Raw genomic sequence first — 17,865 nt, 5'->3', positions numbered from 1 at the left:
GCCGCGCGCCGAGGGGCCGGGGCCCGCTCCCGGTCGGCGGGAAGGGGCCCCGGCACTGCTCACTGGTGCTTGTAGTGCTTGATGTTCGGGTCCTTGGCCGCCTCGTCGGCGAACTTCTGGATCTTCTTGATCGTCTCCGCGGGGGTGGCGCGGCCCGCCATCATCTCGCCGATGCCGGCGACGCCGATCTTCTCCTTCTGGAGCGCGACGTACCAGTCCTGCAGACGGGGGTTGACCACGTTGGTGCCGGCCTTCTCCAGCGCCGCCACACCGGACTTGAGGCCCGGGGACAGCTCGATGCCGGAGGTGCCGCCGTTGAGCGCGCTGAGCGACTTCACGGACTGGGTGAAGCTCTTGGAGGACGCCTCGCTGAGCATGATGCGCAGCTGCTCCATGGCGGCCTCGGGGTTCTTCGCCTTCGCCGGGACGATGAAGGGCTCGCCGCCGGCCGCCCAGATGGTGCCGAAGGGCAGCTTGTCGGAGGAGTCCAGGCCGGTCGGGGCGGAGACGGCCAGGCCGAAGTCGGCCGGCATGGTCTTCGCGGCCTCGTTCTCGACCCAGGAGCCGTTCGGGATGAAGAGCGCCTTGCCCTCGGTCCAGGCGGTCTGCGACTGGATGTGGTCGAGGCCGGGGGTGCCCTGGAGGATGTAGCCCTTCTTGAAGAGCTCGTAGTACGCCTCGAAACAGGCCTTGACGGCCGGGTGCTCCCAGGCCTTCGGCTCCAGGTTGTCGATGGCGTCGAGGACCTCGCGGCCGCCGACCTTGCCGATCATCGGGTAGAGCGAGAAGGGCAGGTAGTACGGGTGCTTGCCGGCGTACGTCCAGGGCGCGATGTTCTTCTTCTTGGCCTTCTCGCAGACCGCCAGCATCTCGTCCCACGTCTCGGGGTACGTGGCGTCGAGCGAGTCGAGCAGCTTCTGCGAGTACCACACGCCGTAGACGGTGTAGGCGTAGTTGAGCATCCAGCAGGGCTCGCCGTCGAACTGGCCCATCTCGATGATGCCGGGGCGCAGGGTGTCGCGGACCTTCTTGCTCGGGTCGTCGATCGAGGGCGCGTCCAGGAGCGGGGTCAGGTCGGTGAGCTGCTTCTGGCCGACGAGGACGCCCATGTCCATCTGCTCGGCGCCGGAGTTGTCGATCAGGTCCGGCGGGGTGCCGCCGTTGAACCGCGGCTGGAGCTCGGTGGTGATCTTCTGCGTCGGGGTGAACTTGACCTTGGCCTTCGGGTAGCTCGCCTCGAAGAGCTTGATCGCGTCCTTGGCGTACTGCTGGCCGAAACCGCCGTCGAAGAGGACGAAATCGAGCTCGGCCGACTCATTCACCCCGAGCGGGTTCTTGTCGGACTTGACGCCCTTCTCGACCTTGTCGTTGGTCTTGCCGCCACCGCTGGCGCAGGCGGAAAGGAAGCCCATCGCCGGGACGGAGATCAGACCGACAGCGGCGGAACGCTTGATCAGATCACGACGGCCGAGGCCGCCCTCGTTCGAGTGGGCGGAGGTGGATCCCATGCTCAAGTCCTCGCCTTCATTCAGGACTCAGGCGGTGTACCGGTCGCCCGTACTTCGTCTCGCCACCGGCGAAGGGCCCCGCCACCGCGGTCATTTGCAGCTGGGTCGTGCAGGCGTCGGGCCGTCGCCGGAAGGAACCGACGGGCTGGACGCCGACAGGTATAGTCCACTTCCCTCGGCGGGAGCAAGATCGAAAGCAGCATTCCTCGGGCATCTTTCCCGAGTTGAGACCTCGGGGATTTCTCCGGACCCCGCGACGGGAGACTGCCCCGTGCCACCGGAACGCACCCTTCCATCATGCGTTCACAAGCTGAATGGTCCATTCGCAATCCGGCGAAACGGACGGGCCGCGAAGGAAGTCGCGGGATGGCCGGAACCGCGGGGGCGCGGCCGGCGTCTTCCTGTCATGTACGGAGGCACTGCCGGGCGGGCGGAAACGGGGGAAAACCCGCCGAACCGGGCCGAGTTCGGTGGTGTTTCGTGCAGTTCTGTTCTCGATTCTGATCTGGAGATCACGTGGCCAAGACTTCTGGCCTGAACCGCACGGGCGTGCTCGCCCGTGTCACGGTCGCCGCGGTGACCGCCGCCCTGGTGGGCACCACGACGGCCGCGGTGGCGGCGGAGCCGGGTCCGACCTTCGTCCCCCGCCAGTCGGGGAACGCGTCGGCCCTGGCGGCGAACGTCACCCCGTACAACAACCTGTACGGCGTGAACAGCGCGGGCGACATCTGGGGCTACACCCCGGTCGGCGGCGGCGCCATCCAGCGCCTGGCCGACAAGTCCGGCTGGGGCTGGACCTCGTACAAGCACTTCACCCAGGCCGACATGGACGCCGACCGCGGCTCCGACGGCTTCTACGCCGTCCGCAGCGACGGCCGGCTGAACTACACCGACGGCGGCCCGGTCCGCGACATCGGTGGCGGCTGGAACATCTACAACAAGGTGTTCTCCGCCTCCAACACCGGCGGTGGCGCGGCCGACGACATCCTGGCCCGCGACAGCGCCGGTGTGCTCTGGCACTACCTGGGCTACGGCAACGGCGCGCTGACCCAGCGCACCCGGATCGGCTCCGGCTGGGGCGCGTACACCCAGATCGCCGGCAAGGGCGACGTGAGCGGCGACGGCAAGGCCGACATCGTCGCCCGCGACCGCAACGGCGTCCTGTGGCTGTACAAGGGCACCGGCAGCCGCACCGCGCCGTTCACCTCCCGCACCCGGATCGGCGCGGGCTGGAACACGTACAACCTGCTGGTCTCGTCCGGCGACCTGACCGGTGACGGCCGGGCGGACCTGGTGGCCCGCGACGGCTCCGGCGCGCTGTGGCTGTACAAGGGCAAGGGCAGCTCGTCCTCGCCGTACTCCGGCCGCGTCAAGATCGGCACCTCGGGCTGGAACGGCTTCCGCGCGATGTTCTGATCCGCCGCGCGCGTTCGTCCCGGTACGACGGAAGGGCCCCGCTCCTCGTGAAGAGGAGCGGGGCCCTTCCCGCCTGCTGCCGGATCAGCGTGTTCAGCCGCGGATCAGGTTGCGGAGCACGTACTGCATGATGCCGCCGTTGCGGTAGTAGTCCGCCTCGCCGGGGGTGTCGATGCGGACGACCGCGTCGAACTCGACACCGGTGTCGGTGGTGACCTTCACCGTGCTGGGGGTGGTGCCCTCGTTCAGCTCGGTGATGCCGGTGATGGAGAAGGTCTCCTCGCCGGTCAGGCCGAGCGAGTCGGCCGACTGGCCGGCCGGGAACTGGAGCGGGAGGACGCCCATGCCGATGAGGTTCGAGCGGTGGATGCGCTCGTACGACTCGGTGATGACGGCCTTGACGCCGAGGAGCGCGGTGCCCTTGGCGGCCCAGTCGCGGGACGAGCCGGAGCCGTACTCCTTGCCGCCCAGGATGACCAGCGGGGTGCCGGCGGCCTGGTAGTTCTGCGAGGCGTCGTAGATGAACGACACCGGGCCGCCGTCCTGGGTGAAGTCGCGGGTGTAGCCGCCCTCGGTGCCCGGCGCGATCTGGTTGCGCAGGCGGATGTTGGCGAAGGTGCCGCGGATCATGACCTCGTGGTTGCCCCGGCGCGAGCCGTAGGAGTTGAAGTCGCGACGCTCCACACCGTGCTCGGTGAGGTACTTGCCGGCCGGGGTGTCGGCCTTGATGGCACCGGCCGGGGAGATGTGGTCGGTGGTGACCGAGTCGCCGAGCTTCGCGAGCACGCGGGCGCCCGTGATGTCGGTGACCGGGGTGGTCTCCATCGTCATGCCCTCGAAGTACGGGGGCTTGCGGACGTAGGTCGACTCGGCGTCCCACTCGAAGGTGTTGCCGGTCGGGATCGACAGCGCCTGCCACTGGGCGTCGCCGGCGAAGACGTCCTGGTAGGACTTGGCGAACATGTCCTCGCCGATCGCGTTGGCGACGACGTCGTTGACCTCGGACTCGGAGGGCCAGATGTCCTTGAGGAAGACCGGGTTGCCCTCGGTGTCGGTGCCCAGCGCGTCCTTGGTGATGTCCACCTTCATGGAGCCCGCGATGGCGTACGCGACGACCAGCGGCGGGGAGGCCAGGTAGTTCATCTTGACGTCGGGGTTGATGCGGCCCTCGAAGTTGCGGTTGCCCGAGAGGACCGAGGTCACGGCCAGGTCGTGCTCGTTGACGGCCTTGGAGACCTCCTCCGGCAGCGGGCCGGAGTTGCCGATGCAGGTGGTGCAGCCGTAGCCGACGAGGTTGAAGCCGACCTTGTCGAGGTACGGGGTGAGGCCCGCCTTGTCGAAGTAGTCGGTGACGACCTTCGAGCCGGGGGCGAGGGTGGTCTTGACCCACGGCTTGCGGGTCAGGCCCTTCTCCACGGCCTTCTTCGCGACGAGCGCGGCGGCGACCATGACGTACGGGTTCGACGTGTTGGTGCAGGAGGTGATGGCCGCGACCGTCACCGCACCGTGGTCGAGGGTGTAGGTCGAGCCGTCGGGGGCGGTGACCTCGACCGGGTTCGACGGGACCGTGCTGGAGACGGCCGGGGCGTCGGAGGCCGGGAAGGACTCCTTGCCCGCCTCGTCGACCGAGTCGACGTAGTTGCGCACGTCCTGGGCGAACTGCGCGGCGGCGTTCGCGAGGACGATGCGGTCCTGCGGGCGCTTCGGGCCGGCGATGGACGGGACGACCGTGGAGAGGTCGAGCTCCAGCTTCTCGGAGAAGTCGGGCTCGGCCTTCGGGTCCAGCCAGAGGCCCTGCTCCTTGGCGTACGCCTCGACGAGCGCGACCTGCTGCTCGGAGCGGCCGGTGAGCTTGAGGTAGTTCAGGGTCTCGTCGTCGATCGGGAAGACCGCGGCGGTGGAGCCGAACTCCGGCGACATGTTGCCGATGGTGGCGCGGTTCGCCAGCGAGGTGGCGGCGACGCCCTCACCGTAGAACTCGACGAACTTGCCGACGACGCCGTGCTTGCGCAGCATCTCGGTGATGGTCAGCACCAGGTCGGTGGCGGTGGTGCCGGTGGGCAGCTCGCCGGTCAGCTTGAAGCCGACGACGCGCGGGATCAGCATGGAGACCGGCTGGCCGAGCATGGCGGCCTCGGCCTCGATGCCGCCGACGCCCCAGCCGAGCACACCGAGGCCGTTGACCATGGTGGTGTGGGAGTCGGTGCCGACGAGGGTGTCGGGGTACGCCTGGCCGTTGCGGACCATGACCGTGCGGGCCAGGTGCTCGATGTTCACCTGGTGGACGATGCCGGTGCCCGGGGGGACGACCTTGAAGTCGTCGAAGGCGGTCTGGCCCCAGCGCAGGAACTGGTAGCGCTCCTTGTTGCGGCCGTACTCCAGCTCGACGTTCTGCGCGAAGGCGTCGTTGGTGCCGAACTTGTCGGCGATGACGGAGTGGTCGATGACCATCTCGGCCGGGGAGAGCGGGTTGATCTTCGCCGGGTCGCCGCCGAGCGCGGCGACGGCCTCGCGCATGGTGGCGAGGTCGACGACGCAGGGGACACCGGTGAAGTCCTGCATGATCACGCGCGCCGGCGTGAACTGGATCTCCTGGCTCGGCTGGGCCTGCGAGTCCCAGTTGCCGAGGGCCCGGATGTGGTCGGCGGTGATGTTCGCGCCGTCCTCGGTGCGGAGCAGGTTCTCCAGGAGGACCTTCAGGCTGTAAGGGAGGCGCGCGGAGCCCTCGACCTTGTCCAGCTTGAAGATCTCGTACGACTCGTCGCCCACGCGCAGCGTGCTGCGGGCGTCGAAGCTGTTCGCCGACACGACAGTCTCCTTCATCAATGTGCGCGTACTACCGTCATGCTGCCGCCACGGCTTCTCGCCGATCCGCTAAGGTAAGGCTAAGTTAGGTAACCCTTACCGGGGAGGCGGCCGCAGTGCGCCGTCAGCAGTTATCTCGATGTCGAGATAACTCTAGTGCATCCCCGGCCGTCGGTCATGCCCGGCCGCCCCTCGATCTCACGTGGCGGCCCCTCCGCGCCCGGCCCCGCGACCGCGGCCGGCGGCGGCCGACGGCGCCTGCCCGGGCCCTCCCGTGGCCGGGCGGGCGCCTCTCGTCCGGGTCCGGCCGGTCGACCGCCTCCGGGCCGGGGCGATCGGCCACCTCCCGGCCGGGGCGGCGGGATCTCCACGAACCGGCGGGCGCCGGGAGTGGCGCCCGCCCTTACGATCACCCGCATGACCGACGGTGTGGTGGGGGCGATCCGGGGCCTGTTCCGAGGACGCGGACGCGCGGAGGAGACGGACCGGCCGGACCGGACGGGCCGGGCGGAGGCAGACCTGGCCCGGGTCGACGCGGAGATCACCGCGTTCGGGGAGACGCTCGCCGCACACCCCTTCGTACCGGACCACGACCTGCACGGTCCCGCCCTGCTCGACGACTACCAGCGGGCGCTGGACGCGTACGAGCGGGCCAAGCGGGACTTCGTCGGCGACCGGGACCTGCGGGACGCCGCCGACGTGCTGCGCGCCCTCGACGCGGGCCGGCACGCCCTGGCCTGCCTGGACGCGGCCCTCGACGGCCGTCCCCGGCCGCACCGCCTCCCCCTCTGCTTCTTCGATCCCCGCCATGGACGCGCCGCCGAGGAGGCGCAGTGGGCGCCGGCCGGCGGCACGGTCCGGACCGTCGCCGTGTGCGCGGCCGACGCCGTACGGCTCATGGAGGGCCGGTCGCCGATCGAGAGCGGGCTGCGGGAGCCGGAACGCCCGGCCGCGCCGGCCCCCCGGAGCCGTACGAGCACCGCTCCCGCCCCCCGCACGCCGCCGGCCCCCGAGGCGTACGAGGCGTGGCCGGCACACACCGGGGAGCGGCAGCGACGGGAGGGCCGGGGCGGGGCGGAGATCCTCCTCCACCGCACCGGCGCGAACGAGCCGGCGGTGCTCGTCGTCCACCTGGAGCGGCCGGAGGGCTCCTGGGTGGAACTGGACGGCCCGCCCGGCGAGGGAAGGCCCAGGCAGCCCCTCACCCACGCCTCCGTGCTGACCAGGGCCGTCGTCCCGGTCCCGGCCGACGGACAGCCCGGGATCCGCCTCCGGATGCACACCGGGAAGAGGTGGCGGGCCTGGCTGCACCCGGTCGACGCGCTCCCCTCCCTGGACCCCCTGTTCCTGGACGACGGGCTCTCGTCGGCCGGTTCGTACGTCCTGCGGCACCCCGGCGGCCGGGAGCGGTTCCGGGTCACCCAGCATTCCGGTTCCGCCTTCGCGCTCCACCTCCTGCGCCCCGACTTCCGTCCCGGGGAGGCGCTGTGCGAGGGGGAGGACGCCTTCACCCGCACGGTGGTCACGCCGAGGAAGCCGGGCCTGCTGTACGTGCGGTCGCGCGGCACGTGGACGCTGACGCCGGCCGGCGGGCCGGGGAAAAGGGCGGGGAGCTGAGAACCGGAGGAGCCGTACGCCGCCACCCACACCCACACCGGCACCAGCCCCGCCACCGGCTCCGGCTCCGGCTCCGGCTCCGGCTCCGGCTCCGCGGGACTCCGTTCGGGCGCGCCCGCGTTGCCCGCGGCTCCGGACCGGCGGAGGCTCGGAGCATGTTCAGCGGCGCGCACATCACCCTCTACAGCCGGGACGCGGAGGCCGACCGGGCCTTCCTCAGGGACGTCGCCGGCTTCCCGTACGTGGACGCGGGGCGGGGGTGGCTGGTGTTCCGGCTGCCGCCCGCGGAGGTCGCGGTCCACCCGGCCCCCGAGGAGGGCTCCACGCGGCCGGAGGTCTACCTGACGTGCGAGGACCTCACCCGCACCCTCACCGCCCTGGAGGACAGGGGCGCGGAGATCTCACGGGCCATCACCGAGGAGCGCTGGGGGCTGCTGGCGGCGGTACGGCTGCCGAGCGGCACGGAACTCCCCCTCTACGAGCCGCGACACCCCACGGCCTTCGACCTCCCCCAGTAGTCCGAATCGGTCATATAGCATCATAAGTAACGACACGTCACCCGAATGCCGCACCCCAGTGATCGACTCATCTCATATCTGAGATAACGTGACGGCATGGCAGACGACTACCTCGTACGCATCGGCAAGCTCATCCGTGACGCACGGCAGCACCGCGGCTGGACCCAGACGCAGCTCGCCGAAGCCCTGGCCACCAGCCAGAGCGCGGTCAACCGGATCGAACGCGGCAACCAGAACATCAGCCTTGAGATGATCGCCCGCATCGGCGAGGCCCTCGACAGCGAGATCGTCTCCCTCGGCTACGCCGGCCCGATGCACCTCCGCGTCGTCGGCCGCCGCCGCCTCTCCGGCTCCATCGACGTCAAGACCAGCAAGAACGCCTGCGTCGCGCTGCTCTGCGCCACCCTCCTCAACAAGGGCCGCACGGTGCTGCGCCGGGTCGCCCGCATCGAGGAGGTCTTCCGCCTCCTCGAAGTGCTCAACTCCATCGGCGTCCGCACCCGCTGGATCAACGACGGCGTGGACCTGGAGATCGTGCCGCCGGCCGAGCTGGACATGGAGTCCATCGACGCCGAGGCCGCCATCCGCACCCGCTCCATCATCATGTTCCTCGGCCCGCTGCTGCACCGCCTGGACCGCTTCAAGCTGCCCTACGCCGGCGGCTGCGACCTCGGCACGCGCACGATCGAGCCGCACATGATCGCGCTGCGCCGCTTCGGCCTGGACATCACCGCCACCGAGGGCCTCTACCACGCGCAGGTGGAGCAGGGCGTGGCTCCGGTCCGCCCGATCGTCCTGACCGAGCGCGGCGACACCGTGACCGAGAACGCGCTCCTGGCGGCCGCCCGCCACGACGGCGTCACCGTCATCCGCAACGCCTCCTCCAACTACATGGTCCAGGACCTGTGCTTCTTCCTGGAGACCCTCGGCGTCCGCGTCGACGGCGTCGGCACCACCACCCTGACCGTGCACGGCGTCCCGGAGATCGATGTCGACGTCGACTACTCCCCCTCCGAGGACCCGGTCGAGGCGATGAGCCTCCTCGCCGCGGCCGTCGTCACCGAGTCCGAGCTGACGATCCGCCGGGTGCCGATCGAGTTCCTGGAGATCGAGCTCGCGGTCCTGGAGGAGATGGGCCTCGACCACGACCGCTCCGCCGAGTACGCCGCCGACAACGGCCGCACCCGCCTGGTCGACCTGACGGTCCGCCCCTCCAAGCTGGAGGCGCCGATCGACAAGATCCACCCGATGCCCTTCCCGGGCCTCAACATCGACAACGTCCCCTTCTTCGCGGCCATCGCGGCCACGGCCCAGGGCCAGACCCTCATCCACGACTGGGTCTACGACAACCGCGCCATCTACCTCACGGACCTCAACCGCCTCGGCGGCCGCCTCCAGCTCCTGGACCCCCACCGCGTCCTGGTCGAGGGCCCCACCCGCTGGCGCGCCGCCGAGATGATGTGCCCGCCCGCCCTCCGCCCCGCCGTCGTCGTCCTCCTCGCCATGATGGCCGCCGAAGGCACCTCCGTCCTCCGCAACGTCTACGTCATCAACCGCGGCTACGAGGACCTGGCCGAACGCCTCAACTCGGTGGGCGCCCAGATCGAGATCTTCAGGGACATCTGACGGCTCCCCCGCTCCGTGCCGGCCGCTCCGCGCCGGTACGGAGCGGTCGGCACGGTTCGCTCCGTTCTTTCCGCCGGGGGCGGGTCCGGCAAGGGGCGGGCACGGGTCCGGCGGTGGGGTCAGACGCGCTGCAGGGTCGCGTTCTTGCCCCACTCGGCGCCGCCGAGGAGCAGCGCGTCCCCGACGAGGACGAAGTCGATCTGCGCCTCTTCGCGGCACCTTTCCTCGGGGTCGCGTGTGATGACCTCGTGGACGACCAGCTTCTCCTCCATGACGGCGAGCAGGGTGAGCTCCCCCCGGCACGACGACACGGGCCATTCGATCGTCCCGACCGGCTGCCCCTCGCTCCCCGCCCGCAGCTTCACGATGATCAGCTCTTCACCGCTGCTCGTGGATCCGCGCCACGTCCCCGCCCAGCCCTCGGGGGTCCGGCCGCTGAGGGCCGGGGGCAGGCTTGCGGCCGACGGGGACTCGGCCGACGGAGACCGGGCCGGCGGAGAATCGGCCGGCGTCGACGTGGTCGACGCGGGCACGGTCGGCGTCCCGGTGCGGGCGGCCTCGCCCTCCCGCGTCCCGGACCCGGCCGCCCCGCCGGAGCGCCGGGCTTCCGGCTCCGCTCCACCGGCCACCGGGAACAACCAGGCCAGCAACCCGACGAGGACCCCCAGGCCCGTGACTCCCAGGCTCACGAAGATCGGCCACGTCGTCCTGGACTCGGCCATGCGCCCCTCCCCCTCCCCCGCCCCACGCACCGGTACGACGACCGGCGCGAAAACATGATGCCTCGTCAATCCTGTTCTTTTACAGGGTCGTTCCTCGTCTTCACCGAGGCGCCCGGGGGCAGGAGCGTCGGGGACCGGCCGGCCTATCCGCCCGGCATCATCCCGCCGCCGCCCTTGAGGCGTTCGATGTCGGAGGGGCGGACCTTGATGACGAGGAGGGCGATCAGGAAGGACACGATGGCGAAGGCGGCGGCGACGACGAAGCCGGCGGAGACGCCGGAGGTGAGGACCTCGTCGCCCCAGGGGGGCGGCAGCTGGCCGGTCTCGGCGAAGCGGGCCTTCTCCAGGGGGCCCGCCTGGGCCAGGAAGGCCGGGACCTGTTCGTCGGCCTCGTTGCGGCTGGCGGTGCCGAAGACGGTGACCAGGATGGAGAGGCCCAGCGAACCGCCGACCTGCTGGGTGGCGTTGAGGAGGCCGGAGGCGGCGCCGGACTCGGCGGGCCGGACGTTGGAGAGGGCCATCAGGGTCAGCGAGACGAACATGAAGCCCATGCCGGCGCTGAAGACCAGCATCGGCCCGAGGATCGAGCCCGCGTAGGTGGAGTGGACGTCCGTCAGGGTCAGCCAGGAGAGGCCCACCGCGAGGCAGAGGGAGCCGAGGACCATGAAGGGCTTCGGGCCGTACTTCGGCAGCAGCTGGGAGGTGAGACCGGCCACGACCGCGATCACGGCGCTGACCGGCAGGAAGGCCAGGCCCGCCTCCAGCGGGCTGAAGCCGAGCACCTGTTGCACGAAGAGGGTCAGGAAGAAGAACATCCCGAAGATCGCCGCCGCCAGGCAGAGCATCATGCCGTACGTGCCCGCCCTGTTGCGGTCGGCGAACATGTGCAGCGGGGTGATCGGCTGCCGGCTCCGGCGCTCCACCAGGACGAAGACCACGAGGAGCACCACCGCCGCGCAGAACGAGGCGATCGTCCAGGGATCGCTCCAGCCCTCCTGCGCCGCGCGGATGAAGCCGTACACCAGCGCCACCATGCCGAGGGTCGACGTCAGCGCGCCCGCCAGGTCGAAGTGGCCCGGATGGCGTTCGGACTCCTTGACGTGACGCGGGGTCAGGACCGCGATCATCACCGCGATCGGCACGTTCACGAAGAAGATCCAGCGCCAGTCGAGCCATTCGACGAGCACGCCGCCCGCGAGCAGTCCGATCGCGCCGCCGGCCGCCGACACGCCCGCGAACACGCCGAAGGCCCGGTTGCGTTCGGGCCCTTCCTCGAAGGTGGTCGTGATCAGGGAGAGCGAGGTCGGCGAGGCGATCGCGCCGCCGACGCCCTGCAGGGCGCGGGCCGCGAGGAGTTGCCACCCCTCCTGCGCGAACCCGCCGAGCAGGGAGGCGAATCCGAAGAGCAGCACGCCGAAGACGAAGACGCGGCGCCTGCCGAGGATGTCGCCGGCCCGTCCGCCGAGCAGGAGGAGACCGCCGAAGGTCAGCGTGTAGGCGTTGACCACCCAGGAGAGGCTGGTCGTCGAGAAGTCGAGATCGCTCTGGATGTGTGGCAGCGCGATGTTGACGATGGTGATGTCGAGGACGACCATCAGCTGGCAGGAGGCGATGACGAACAGGGCGATGCCCTTGCCGTCGCCCTTGCCGGCGGGAGTGGGGTCCACCGCCGGGGTCGTCGGCTTCGGTGTACTACTCATGATTCGTTCATGGCGCGTCGCGCCCTCACCGCAGGAGCCGTGGGCCGGTCGGTCCACCTTTCGACCCTAAGCCCGCCGTTCTGAGGCGACCAGTCGATCAAGCACCGCCCGGTTCCTCCAGCACGGCGATGCCGTCGAGTTCGACGAGCGCCCCCTCCTCCCGGAGCCGCACGACCTCGACGACCGTCATCGCCGGATAGTCCCGGCCCGCCATCCGGCGCCAGATCCGGCTCAGTTCGGCGGATTGCGCCCCGTGGGCGGCCACGTCGGTCGTGTACACCGTGACGCGGGTCAGGTCGGCCGGGCCCCCGCCCGCGTGCCGCAGGGCGACGAGGAGGTTGCCGAGCGCCGTGGCGAACTGCTCGGCCAGGGTGGTGCCGACGACGGCGCCGGTGCTGTCGAGCGCCCTCTGCCCCGAGAGGAAGACCAGCCGGCTGCCGTTGGCGGTGACCGCGTGCGAGAACCCGGCCGGCGGGGCGAGTTCCGCGGGGTTGTGACGGTGCAGGCTCATCGGGGCGGCTCCTCACGGTCGGGATCCTCGCGGTCGGGGACGCTCAGGGGACCGGGGCCCCGCGGTCGGGATCCTCGCGGGACGGACGGGGGGTTCCTCGCGGCTGCCCCTGCCGGTGGGGCCGGTCCGCGCTTCCGCCGTCCGTGCTTCCCACCGTGCCGCCTGGCCGCCCCGGCCGCACGCCGAGCCGCCGGGCGGCCACCACGAGGCGCTGACCGCCGGGCCGCAAAATCCACCCGGACCGCACGTCGGGTCGGACCGCTCACCGTCCCGGACCGCACGCCGTCCCGGACCGCACGCCGGGTGGGACCACGCGCACCCCGTCGGACCGCGCACCGCCCCGGACCGCACACCATCCCGGACCGCACACCGGACCGGACCGCACACCGTCCCCGATCTCACCCCGGGTCGGACCGGCCGGATCGGGTGAGAATGCGGGCATGTGGTCCCTCTCCTACGCCTCCGGGCGTCCCGGTCGCCGCCGGACCGGGCCGGGTGACGCGGCGACGCCGCCTCGTCGCGGTCGTGCGACGGCCGTCGCCCGTGCGGCGTCCTCCTGGAGCGGGGGGCCGGGATCGTGGAGCTGACGCCCTCGGGGCACGTCGACGGCTTCGCCCGCGAGCGGCTGCCCCCGGCCGCGCAGTGGCCCCGGCTGGTCTTCGAGCTGCCCGCGCTCGACTACCCCGAACGGCTCAACTGCGCCGCCGAACTCCTCGACCGGACGGCGGAGCGGTACGGCGCCGGGCGGCCCGCCCTCCACGACGGGGAGGGCGGCACCTGGAGCTACGGGGAGCTGCGCGAGCACGTGGACCGGATCGCCCGGGTGCTCACCGGCGAGCTGGGGCTGCGGCCCGGCAACCGCGTGCTGCTGCGCGGGCCCACCACGCCGTGGCTCGCCGCCTGCTGGCTCGCCGTCGTGAAGGCCGGCGGGATCGCCGTCGCCGTCCCGGTCCAGCAGCGGGCCGCCGAGCTGGCCGTGGTGGGGGGGACGGCCGCCTGCTCCCTCGCCCTGTGCGACGCCGGCGCGCTCGGCGAGCTGCGGGCCGCCCGCGTCCCGGGCCTGGCGGTCGTCCCGTACGGCGGCGACGGGCCCGACGACCTCCTCGCCCGCGCCGGGCGCCTGCCGGCCCGCCCCTACCCCGCGGCGGACACCGCCGCCGACGACGTGGCCCTGATCGCCTTCACCTCCGGCACCACCGGCCGCCCCAAGGGGTGCGTCCACTTCCACCGGGACGTCCTGGCCGCCGCCGACACCTTCTCCGCGCAGGTCCTGCGGCCCCGCCCGGACGACGTCTTCGCCGGCTCCCCGCAGCTCGCCTTCACCTTCGGTCTCGGCGGGCTGCTGGTCTTCCCGCTCCGCGCGGGCGCCAGCGCCGTCCTGCTGGACCGTGCCGGGCCCCAGCAGCTGCTCGCGGCGATCGGCCGGCACCGGGTCTCGGTGCTCTTCACCGCTCCCACCGCCTACCGGGTGATGCTCGGCCTCCTCGACGGCGGCTCCGCCGGCGACCTGTCCTCGCTGCGGCGCTGCGTCTCGGCCGGCGAGAACCTCCCGGACGCCGTCTGGACCGGCTGGTACGCCCGGACCGGGCTCCGGCTCATCAACGGCATCGGCGCCACCGAACTCCTCCACATCTTCGTCGCCGCCGCCGACGCCGACAGCCGCCCCGGCACCACCGGCCGCCCGGTGCCGGGCTGGCAGGCCGCCGTCCTCGGCCCGGACGGCCGGCCCGTCCCCGACGGGCGGGAGGGGCTGCTCGCCGTGCGCGGCCCGGTCGGCTGCCGCTACCTGGCCGACCCCCACCGGAACGATCCCCACCGGGCCGGCCCCCGCGCGGCCGACCCCCGGCAGACGGAGTACGTGCGGAACGGCTGGAACGTCACCGGCGACCGGTACGTCCGGGAGCCCGACGGCCGGTTCCGGTACGTCTCCCGCGCCGACGACATGATCATCTCGGCCGGGTACACGATCGCCGGACCCCAGGTGGAAGAGGTGCTCCTCGGCCATCCGGACGTCGTCGAGACGGCGGTCGTGGGCCGCCCCGACCCGCTGCGCGGCCAGGCCGTCGTCGCCTACGCGGTGGTGCGGGAGGGGGTCCCGCGCGACGCGGCCACCGCCGCCGCGCTGCGCTCCTTCGTACGCGCCCGCCTCGCCCCGTACAAGTCGCCCCGCGCGGTCGTCTTCGTGGACGCGCTCCCCCGCACCGCCACCGGCAAGCTCCAGCGCCACCGGCTGCGCGGCTGACCCGGACCGGACCGCCGGGGCGGCACGACACGGCCTAAAGTGATCACGTGGCCGAGCAGCACACCCCCCGTTCCCTGATCGTCTCGCTCTACGGCGCCTACGGCCGACCGTCGGAGGAGACGCCGATGCCGGTGGCCGCGCTCATCCGGCTGCTCGCCGCGGTCGGCGTGGACGCCCCCTCGGTGCGCTCCTCCGTGTCGCGGCTCAAGCGGCGCGGGCTGCTGCTCGCCCGCCGGACCCCGGACGGCTCGGCCGGCTACGCGCTCTCCGACGACGCCCGCCGGCTCCTGGAGGACGGCGACCGGCGGATCTACGCCCGGACGGAACCTTCCCTGGCGGACGGCTGGGTCCTCGCCGTCTTCTCCGTCCCCGAGCAGGAGCGGCACAAGCGGCACCTGCTGCGCTCCCGGCTCGGGCGGCTGGGCTTCGGGACGGCGGCGCCGGGCGTCTGGATCGCGCCGGCCCGGCTGTACGAGGAGACCCGCCACGCCCTGGAGCGCCTGGAGCTCTCCTCGTACGTGGACTTCTTCCGCGGCGACCACCTCGGCTACACGGCGACGGCGGAGGCGGTGGCCCGCTGGTGGGACCTGCCGGCGATCGCGCGGCTGCACGAGGAGTTCCTGGCCGGTCACGAGCCGGTCCTCGCCGCCTGGCGGGCGGCCCCCGGCACGGTGGAGGACGCCTACCGGGACTACCTCCTCACCCTCGACGCCTGGCGCCGGCTGCCGTACGCGGACCCGGTCCTGCCGCCCGAGCTGCTCCCTCCCGACTGGCCGGGACAGCGCTCGGCGGAGGTCTTCGCCGAGCTGCACGCGCTGCTGTGGGAGCGGGGCGCGGAGTACGTCCGGGCGGTGGAGAAGGACCTGTAGGGGCCGGGGAACGTCCCCGCCCCGCGCGGGGAACGCCCCGTCCGCCCCGCCCGGGGAGCGGGCCGGCGGCTCCTCCAAGGTCCCGGGCAGGAGGGTCCTCCAAGGTCCCGGCCCGGAGGGGACCTGGGTCCCGCGAGGCCGGGCTGGGGGCCTCTGTGGCCGGTTTTCGCCCCCCTATAGGGTGGAAACCGGACGTCCCCCGGATCCCCCCTTCCTCCGTCCGGCGAAGGAACCCGCCCCCATGCCCGAACCCACCGGCCCCGCACCCGCCGCCCCGGTCGCCGCGCCCGTCGCGCCCGGGGCCGTCCGGCGCGTCCGCCTGCCCCGTACCACCGCCGCCGTGCCGATGGCCCGCGCCCTGGTCCGTACCGCGCTCGGCGATGCCGACCCCGACGGGCCCGGCGGCCCCGGCGGGCCGGACCGGACCGGGCGGCCCGACCGCGACACGGCGGAGCTGCTCACCGCCGAGCTGGTGGCCAACGCGGTGGAGCACACCTCGGGCGAGGGACCGATCGAGCTGGTCGTGGAGCTGCTCGCGGCGCCGGGCGGCTGTCAGATCGAGGTGCACGACCCCGATCCGGCCCGCCCCGGGCAGCTGGTCTGCCCGGATCCGGACACCGAGGTCGACCCCTGGCAGGAGCACGGCCGCGGACTGCTGCTGATCCGGGCGCTCAGCAGCGACTGCGGCCATCGCCCGACCGCGCGCGGCAAGGCGGTCTGGTTCACGTTCCCCCGGGTGCCCGCCCAGCGGCGTCCGTCGCGGGCGTGAGCGCGAGGCGGGAGCGGCGGCGCCCGTAGACCGCGTACAGCGTGGCGCCGACGGCGAGGAAGCAGGCGAAGACCAGCCAGGTCCGCGGGCCGGTGCCCCAGATGAGGTAGAGGCAGAAGCCGATGCCGAGGAGCGGGCTCAGCGGGTGGAGCGGCACCTTGAAGGAGCGGTGGAGGCCGGGCTCCCGGCGGCGCAGCACCATCACCGCGAGGTTGACCACGGCCATGACGGCGAGGGTGCCGATGGTGGTGAGGTCCACGACGACGTCGAGCGGCGCGAAGGCGGCCGGGACGGCGAAGACGGCGGCGACGATCCAGGTGTTGGCGACGGGGGTGGAGGTCTTCGGGGAGACCCGTTCGAGGATCCGGGGCATCAGGCCGTCGCGGGACATCGCCATGAGGATGCGGGTCTGGCCGTACATCACGGCGAGGACGACGGAGGCGATGGCGACGACCGCGCCGAAGGCGATGACGCCGCCGCCGACGGAGGATCCGGTGACCCGGTCGACGACGAGGGAGAGCGCGGCGGGCTTGCCGGCGACCTCGTCGGCGCCGATCGCGCCGATCGCGGCGAGGGCGACCGCGCAGTAGAGCACGGTGACGAGGCCGATGCAGACGAGGATCGCGAGCGGGATGTTCCGGCGCGGGTTCCTCACCTCCTCGCCCGCGGTGGTGATGGCGTCGAAGCCGATGTAGGAGAAGAAGGCGACCGAGGCGCCGGCCGTGACGCCGGCCATGCCCTCGGTGGCGAACGGTGAGAGGTGGCCGGCCTCGAAGGCGGAGAAGCCGATCGCGCAGAAGACGATCAGGACGCCGATCTTCAGGACCGCCATGGCGGCGGTGGCGCGGGCGCTCTCGCGGACGCCGCGGACCAGGAGCGTCGCGGCCATCAGGATGACGGCCACGGCGGGGAGGTTGATCACGCCGCCCTCTGCGGGGCCGGCCGCGAGCGCCTCGGGCAGCCGCAGGCCGGTGACGCTGTGGAGGAGTTCGTCGAGGTACTGGCTCCAGCCGACGGCGACCGCCGAGACGGAGACGCCGTACTCCAGGAGCAGGCACCAGCCGACGAGGAAGGCGGCGCGCTCGCCGAGGCTCGCGTAGGCGAAGGAGTAGGACGATCCGGAGACCGGGATCGCGCCGCCGAGTTCCGCGAAGGAGAAGGCGGTGAAGACGCAGGTGATCGCGGCGAGGACGAAGGAGACGACCACCGCGGGGCCCGCCTCGGCGACGCTGTCGGCGAGGCCGACGAAGATGCCGGTGCCGACGATCGCCCCGACGCCGAAGCACACCAGCTGGAAGAGGCCCATGGTGCGCGCGAGGCTGTGCCCCTCCAGGTCGGCGCCGGATTCGGCGATCAGCTGCCGGGGGGACTTGATCCGCGAAAACATGCGGTGCTTCTCGTCTCTGGTCTTGCGTGTCCGGTCCGTCGTGCATGCGTCAGGGGGGTGCGGGGGGGGGTTGCCGGGCCCCCCCCAACCAAGCGAAAGGAGGCCAGGGGGTTATACAAAAAAAAGAGCCCCCCACACCCCGTTTAATAGCGGGTTGCGGGGTGTGGGTTTTTAA

General features: G+C 72.1%; 13 protein-coding genes. 7 read left to right on the top strand and 6 right to left on the bottom strand.

All coding sequences use genetic code 11. The annotated features are described in order from the left end of the window. Positions 1-59: 59 nt before the first annotated feature. Positions 60-1,508: an N-acetylglucosamine/diacetylchitobiose ABC transporter substrate-binding protein gene (ngcE, locus tag ACFW6A_RS33445; RefSeq protein WP_351846545.1), complete on the bottom strand. Its 1,449-nt coding sequence runs from the start codon at positions 1,506-1,508 to the stop codon at positions 60-62. A gap of 516 nt (positions 1,509-2,024) precedes the next feature. Between ngcE and ACFW6A_RS33440 the strand changes: the two genes are divergently transcribed. Further along, complete coding sequence (locus ACFW6A_RS33440) at positions 2,025-2,924, top strand: VCBS repeat-containing protein (protein WP_351846548.1); 900 nt, start codon at positions 2,025-2,027, stop codon at positions 2,922-2,924. Positions 2,925-3,017: 93 nt separating this feature from the next. Here ACFW6A_RS33440 and acnA read toward each other — a convergent pair whose 3' ends face one another. Further along, the gene (gene acnA / locus ACFW6A_RS33435) at positions 3,018-5,747 is read right to left on the bottom strand and encodes an aconitate hydratase AcnA (RefSeq protein ID WP_351846550.1); all 2,730 of its coding nucleotides are present in this window, start codon (positions 5,745-5,747) and stop codon (positions 3,018-3,020) included. Between the two features lie 399 nt (positions 5,748-6,146). Here acnA and ACFW6A_RS33430 point away from each other — a divergent pair, with 399 nt between their 5' ends. The 3 genes from ACFW6A_RS33430 to ACFW6A_RS33420 all read left to right on the top strand — a co-directional run bounded on the left by ACFW6A_RS33430 (position 6,147) and on the right by ACFW6A_RS33420 (position 9,490). Further along, complete coding sequence (locus ACFW6A_RS33430) at positions 6,147-7,346, top strand: hypothetical protein (RefSeq protein ID WP_386645294.1); 1,200 nt, start codon at positions 6,147-6,149, stop codon at positions 7,344-7,346. Between the two features lie 155 nt (positions 7,347-7,501). Next, complete coding sequence (locus ACFW6A_RS33425; protein WP_351846556.1) at positions 7,502-7,864, top strand: VOC family protein; 363 nt, start codon at positions 7,502-7,504, stop codon at positions 7,862-7,864. A gap of 96 nt (positions 7,865-7,960) precedes the next feature. Next, on the top strand, positions 7,961-9,490 hold the full coding sequence (locus ACFW6A_RS33420) for a UDP-N-acetylglucosamine 1-carboxyvinyltransferase (protein WP_351846558.1): 1,530 nt from the start codon (positions 7,961-7,963) through the stop codon (positions 9,488-9,490). Between the two features lie 119 nt (positions 9,491-9,609). Here ACFW6A_RS33420 and ACFW6A_RS33415 read toward each other — a convergent pair whose 3' ends face one another. The 3 genes from ACFW6A_RS33415 to ACFW6A_RS33405 all read right to left on the bottom strand — a co-directional run bounded on the left by ACFW6A_RS33415 (position 9,610) and on the right by ACFW6A_RS33405 (position 12,423). After that, a complete protein-coding gene (locus ACFW6A_RS33415; protein ID WP_386482734.1) occupies positions 9,610-10,212 on the bottom strand; it encodes a hypothetical protein in 603 nt (200 codons plus the stop codon). A gap of 143 nt (positions 10,213-10,355) precedes the next feature. Further along, positions 10,356-11,912: an MFS transporter gene (locus ACFW6A_RS33410; protein WP_351846562.1), complete on the bottom strand. Its 1,557-nt coding sequence runs from the start codon at positions 11,910-11,912 to the stop codon at positions 10,356-10,358. A gap of 97 nt (positions 11,913-12,009) precedes the next feature. After that, positions 12,010-12,423 (bottom strand): RidA family protein, encoded by a 414-nt coding sequence (locus ACFW6A_RS33405; RefSeq protein WP_351846565.1) that lies wholly within the window; start codon positions 12,421-12,423, stop codon positions 12,010-12,012. A gap of 577 nt (positions 12,424-13,000) precedes the next feature. Between ACFW6A_RS33405 and ACFW6A_RS33400 the strand changes: the two genes are divergently transcribed. The 3 genes from ACFW6A_RS33400 to ACFW6A_RS33390 all read left to right on the top strand — a co-directional run bounded on the left by ACFW6A_RS33400 (position 13,001) and on the right by ACFW6A_RS33390 (position 16,303). After that, positions 13,001-14,665, top strand: coding sequence for an AMP-binding protein (locus tag ACFW6A_RS33400; RefSeq protein ID WP_386645290.1), 1,665 nt, complete (start codon positions 13,001-13,003; stop codon positions 14,663-14,665). Positions 14,666-14,712: 47 nt separating this feature from the next. Beyond that, positions 14,713-15,534 carry a PaaX family transcriptional regulator C-terminal domain-containing protein gene (locus ACFW6A_RS33395; RefSeq protein WP_351846569.1) on the top strand — a complete coding sequence of 274 codons (822 nt, stop codon included), beginning with the start codon at positions 14,713-14,715 and terminating at the stop codon, positions 15,532-15,534. A 241-nt stretch (positions 15,535-15,775) separates the two neighbouring features. After that, positions 15,776-16,303, top strand: a complete 528-nt coding sequence (locus ACFW6A_RS33390) for an ATP-binding protein (protein ID WP_386645287.1) — start codon at positions 15,776-15,778, stop codon at positions 16,301-16,303. On the opposite strand, the gene ACFW6A_RS33385 is transcribed toward ACFW6A_RS33390, so the two are convergent. Then, positions 16,257-17,690 (bottom strand): amino acid permease, encoded by a 1,434-nt coding sequence (locus ACFW6A_RS33385; protein WP_386645284.1) that lies wholly within the window; start codon positions 17,688-17,690, stop codon positions 16,257-16,259. The two genes, ACFW6A_RS33390 and ACFW6A_RS33385, sit on opposite strands and share 47 nt — an antisense overlap. Positions 17,691-17,865 lie beyond the last annotated feature (175 nt).

This window comes from Streptomyces sp. NPDC058758, from assembly GCF_042746075.1.
Lineage (GTDB): Bacteria > Actinomycetota > Actinomycetes > Streptomycetales > Streptomycetaceae > Streptomyces.
Note: the sequence above shows the minus strand (reverse complement) of the source record. Positions and strands in the feature narration are given on the sequence as shown.

What these genes read in the sequence shown, in the direction of transcription:
- ngcE (WP_351846545.1), bottom strand. Translation starts at nt 1,508, where the DNA reads ATGGGATCCACCTCCGCCCACTCGAACGAGGGCGGCCTCGGCCGTCGT.
- acnA (WP_351846550.1), bottom strand. Translation starts at nt 5,747, where the DNA reads ATGAAGGAGACTGTCGTGTCGGCGAACAGCTTCGACGCCCGCAGCACG.
- ACFW6A_RS33430 (WP_386645294.1), top strand. Translation starts at nt 6,147, where the DNA reads ATGACCGACGGTGTGGTGGGGGCGATCCGGGGCCTGTTCCGAGGACGC.
- ACFW6A_RS33425 (WP_351846556.1), top strand. Translation starts at nt 7,502, where the DNA reads ATGTTCAGCGGCGCGCACATCACCCTCTACAGCCGGGACGCGGAGGCC.
- ACFW6A_RS33420 (WP_351846558.1), top strand. Translation starts at nt 7,961, where the DNA reads ATGGCAGACGACTACCTCGTACGCATCGGCAAGCTCATCCGTGACGCA.
- ACFW6A_RS33415 (WP_386482734.1), bottom strand. Translation starts at nt 10,212, where the DNA reads ATGGCCGAGTCCAGGACGACGTGGCCGATCTTCGTGAGCCTGGGAGTC.
- ACFW6A_RS33410 (WP_351846562.1), bottom strand. Translation starts at nt 11,912, where the DNA reads ATGAGTAGTACACCGAAGCCGACGACCCCGGCGGTGGACCCCACTCCC.
- ACFW6A_RS33405 (WP_351846565.1), bottom strand. Translation starts at nt 12,423, where the DNA reads ATGAGCCTGCACCGTCACAACCCCGCGGAACTCGCCCCGCCGGCCGGG.
- ACFW6A_RS33390 (WP_386645287.1), top strand. Translation starts at nt 15,776, where the DNA reads ATGCCCGAACCCACCGGCCCCGCACCCGCCGCCCCGGTCGCCGCGCCC.
- ACFW6A_RS33385 (WP_386645284.1), bottom strand. Translation starts at nt 17,690, where the DNA reads ATGTTTTCGCGGATCAAGTCCCCCCGGCAGCTGATCGCCGAATCCGGC.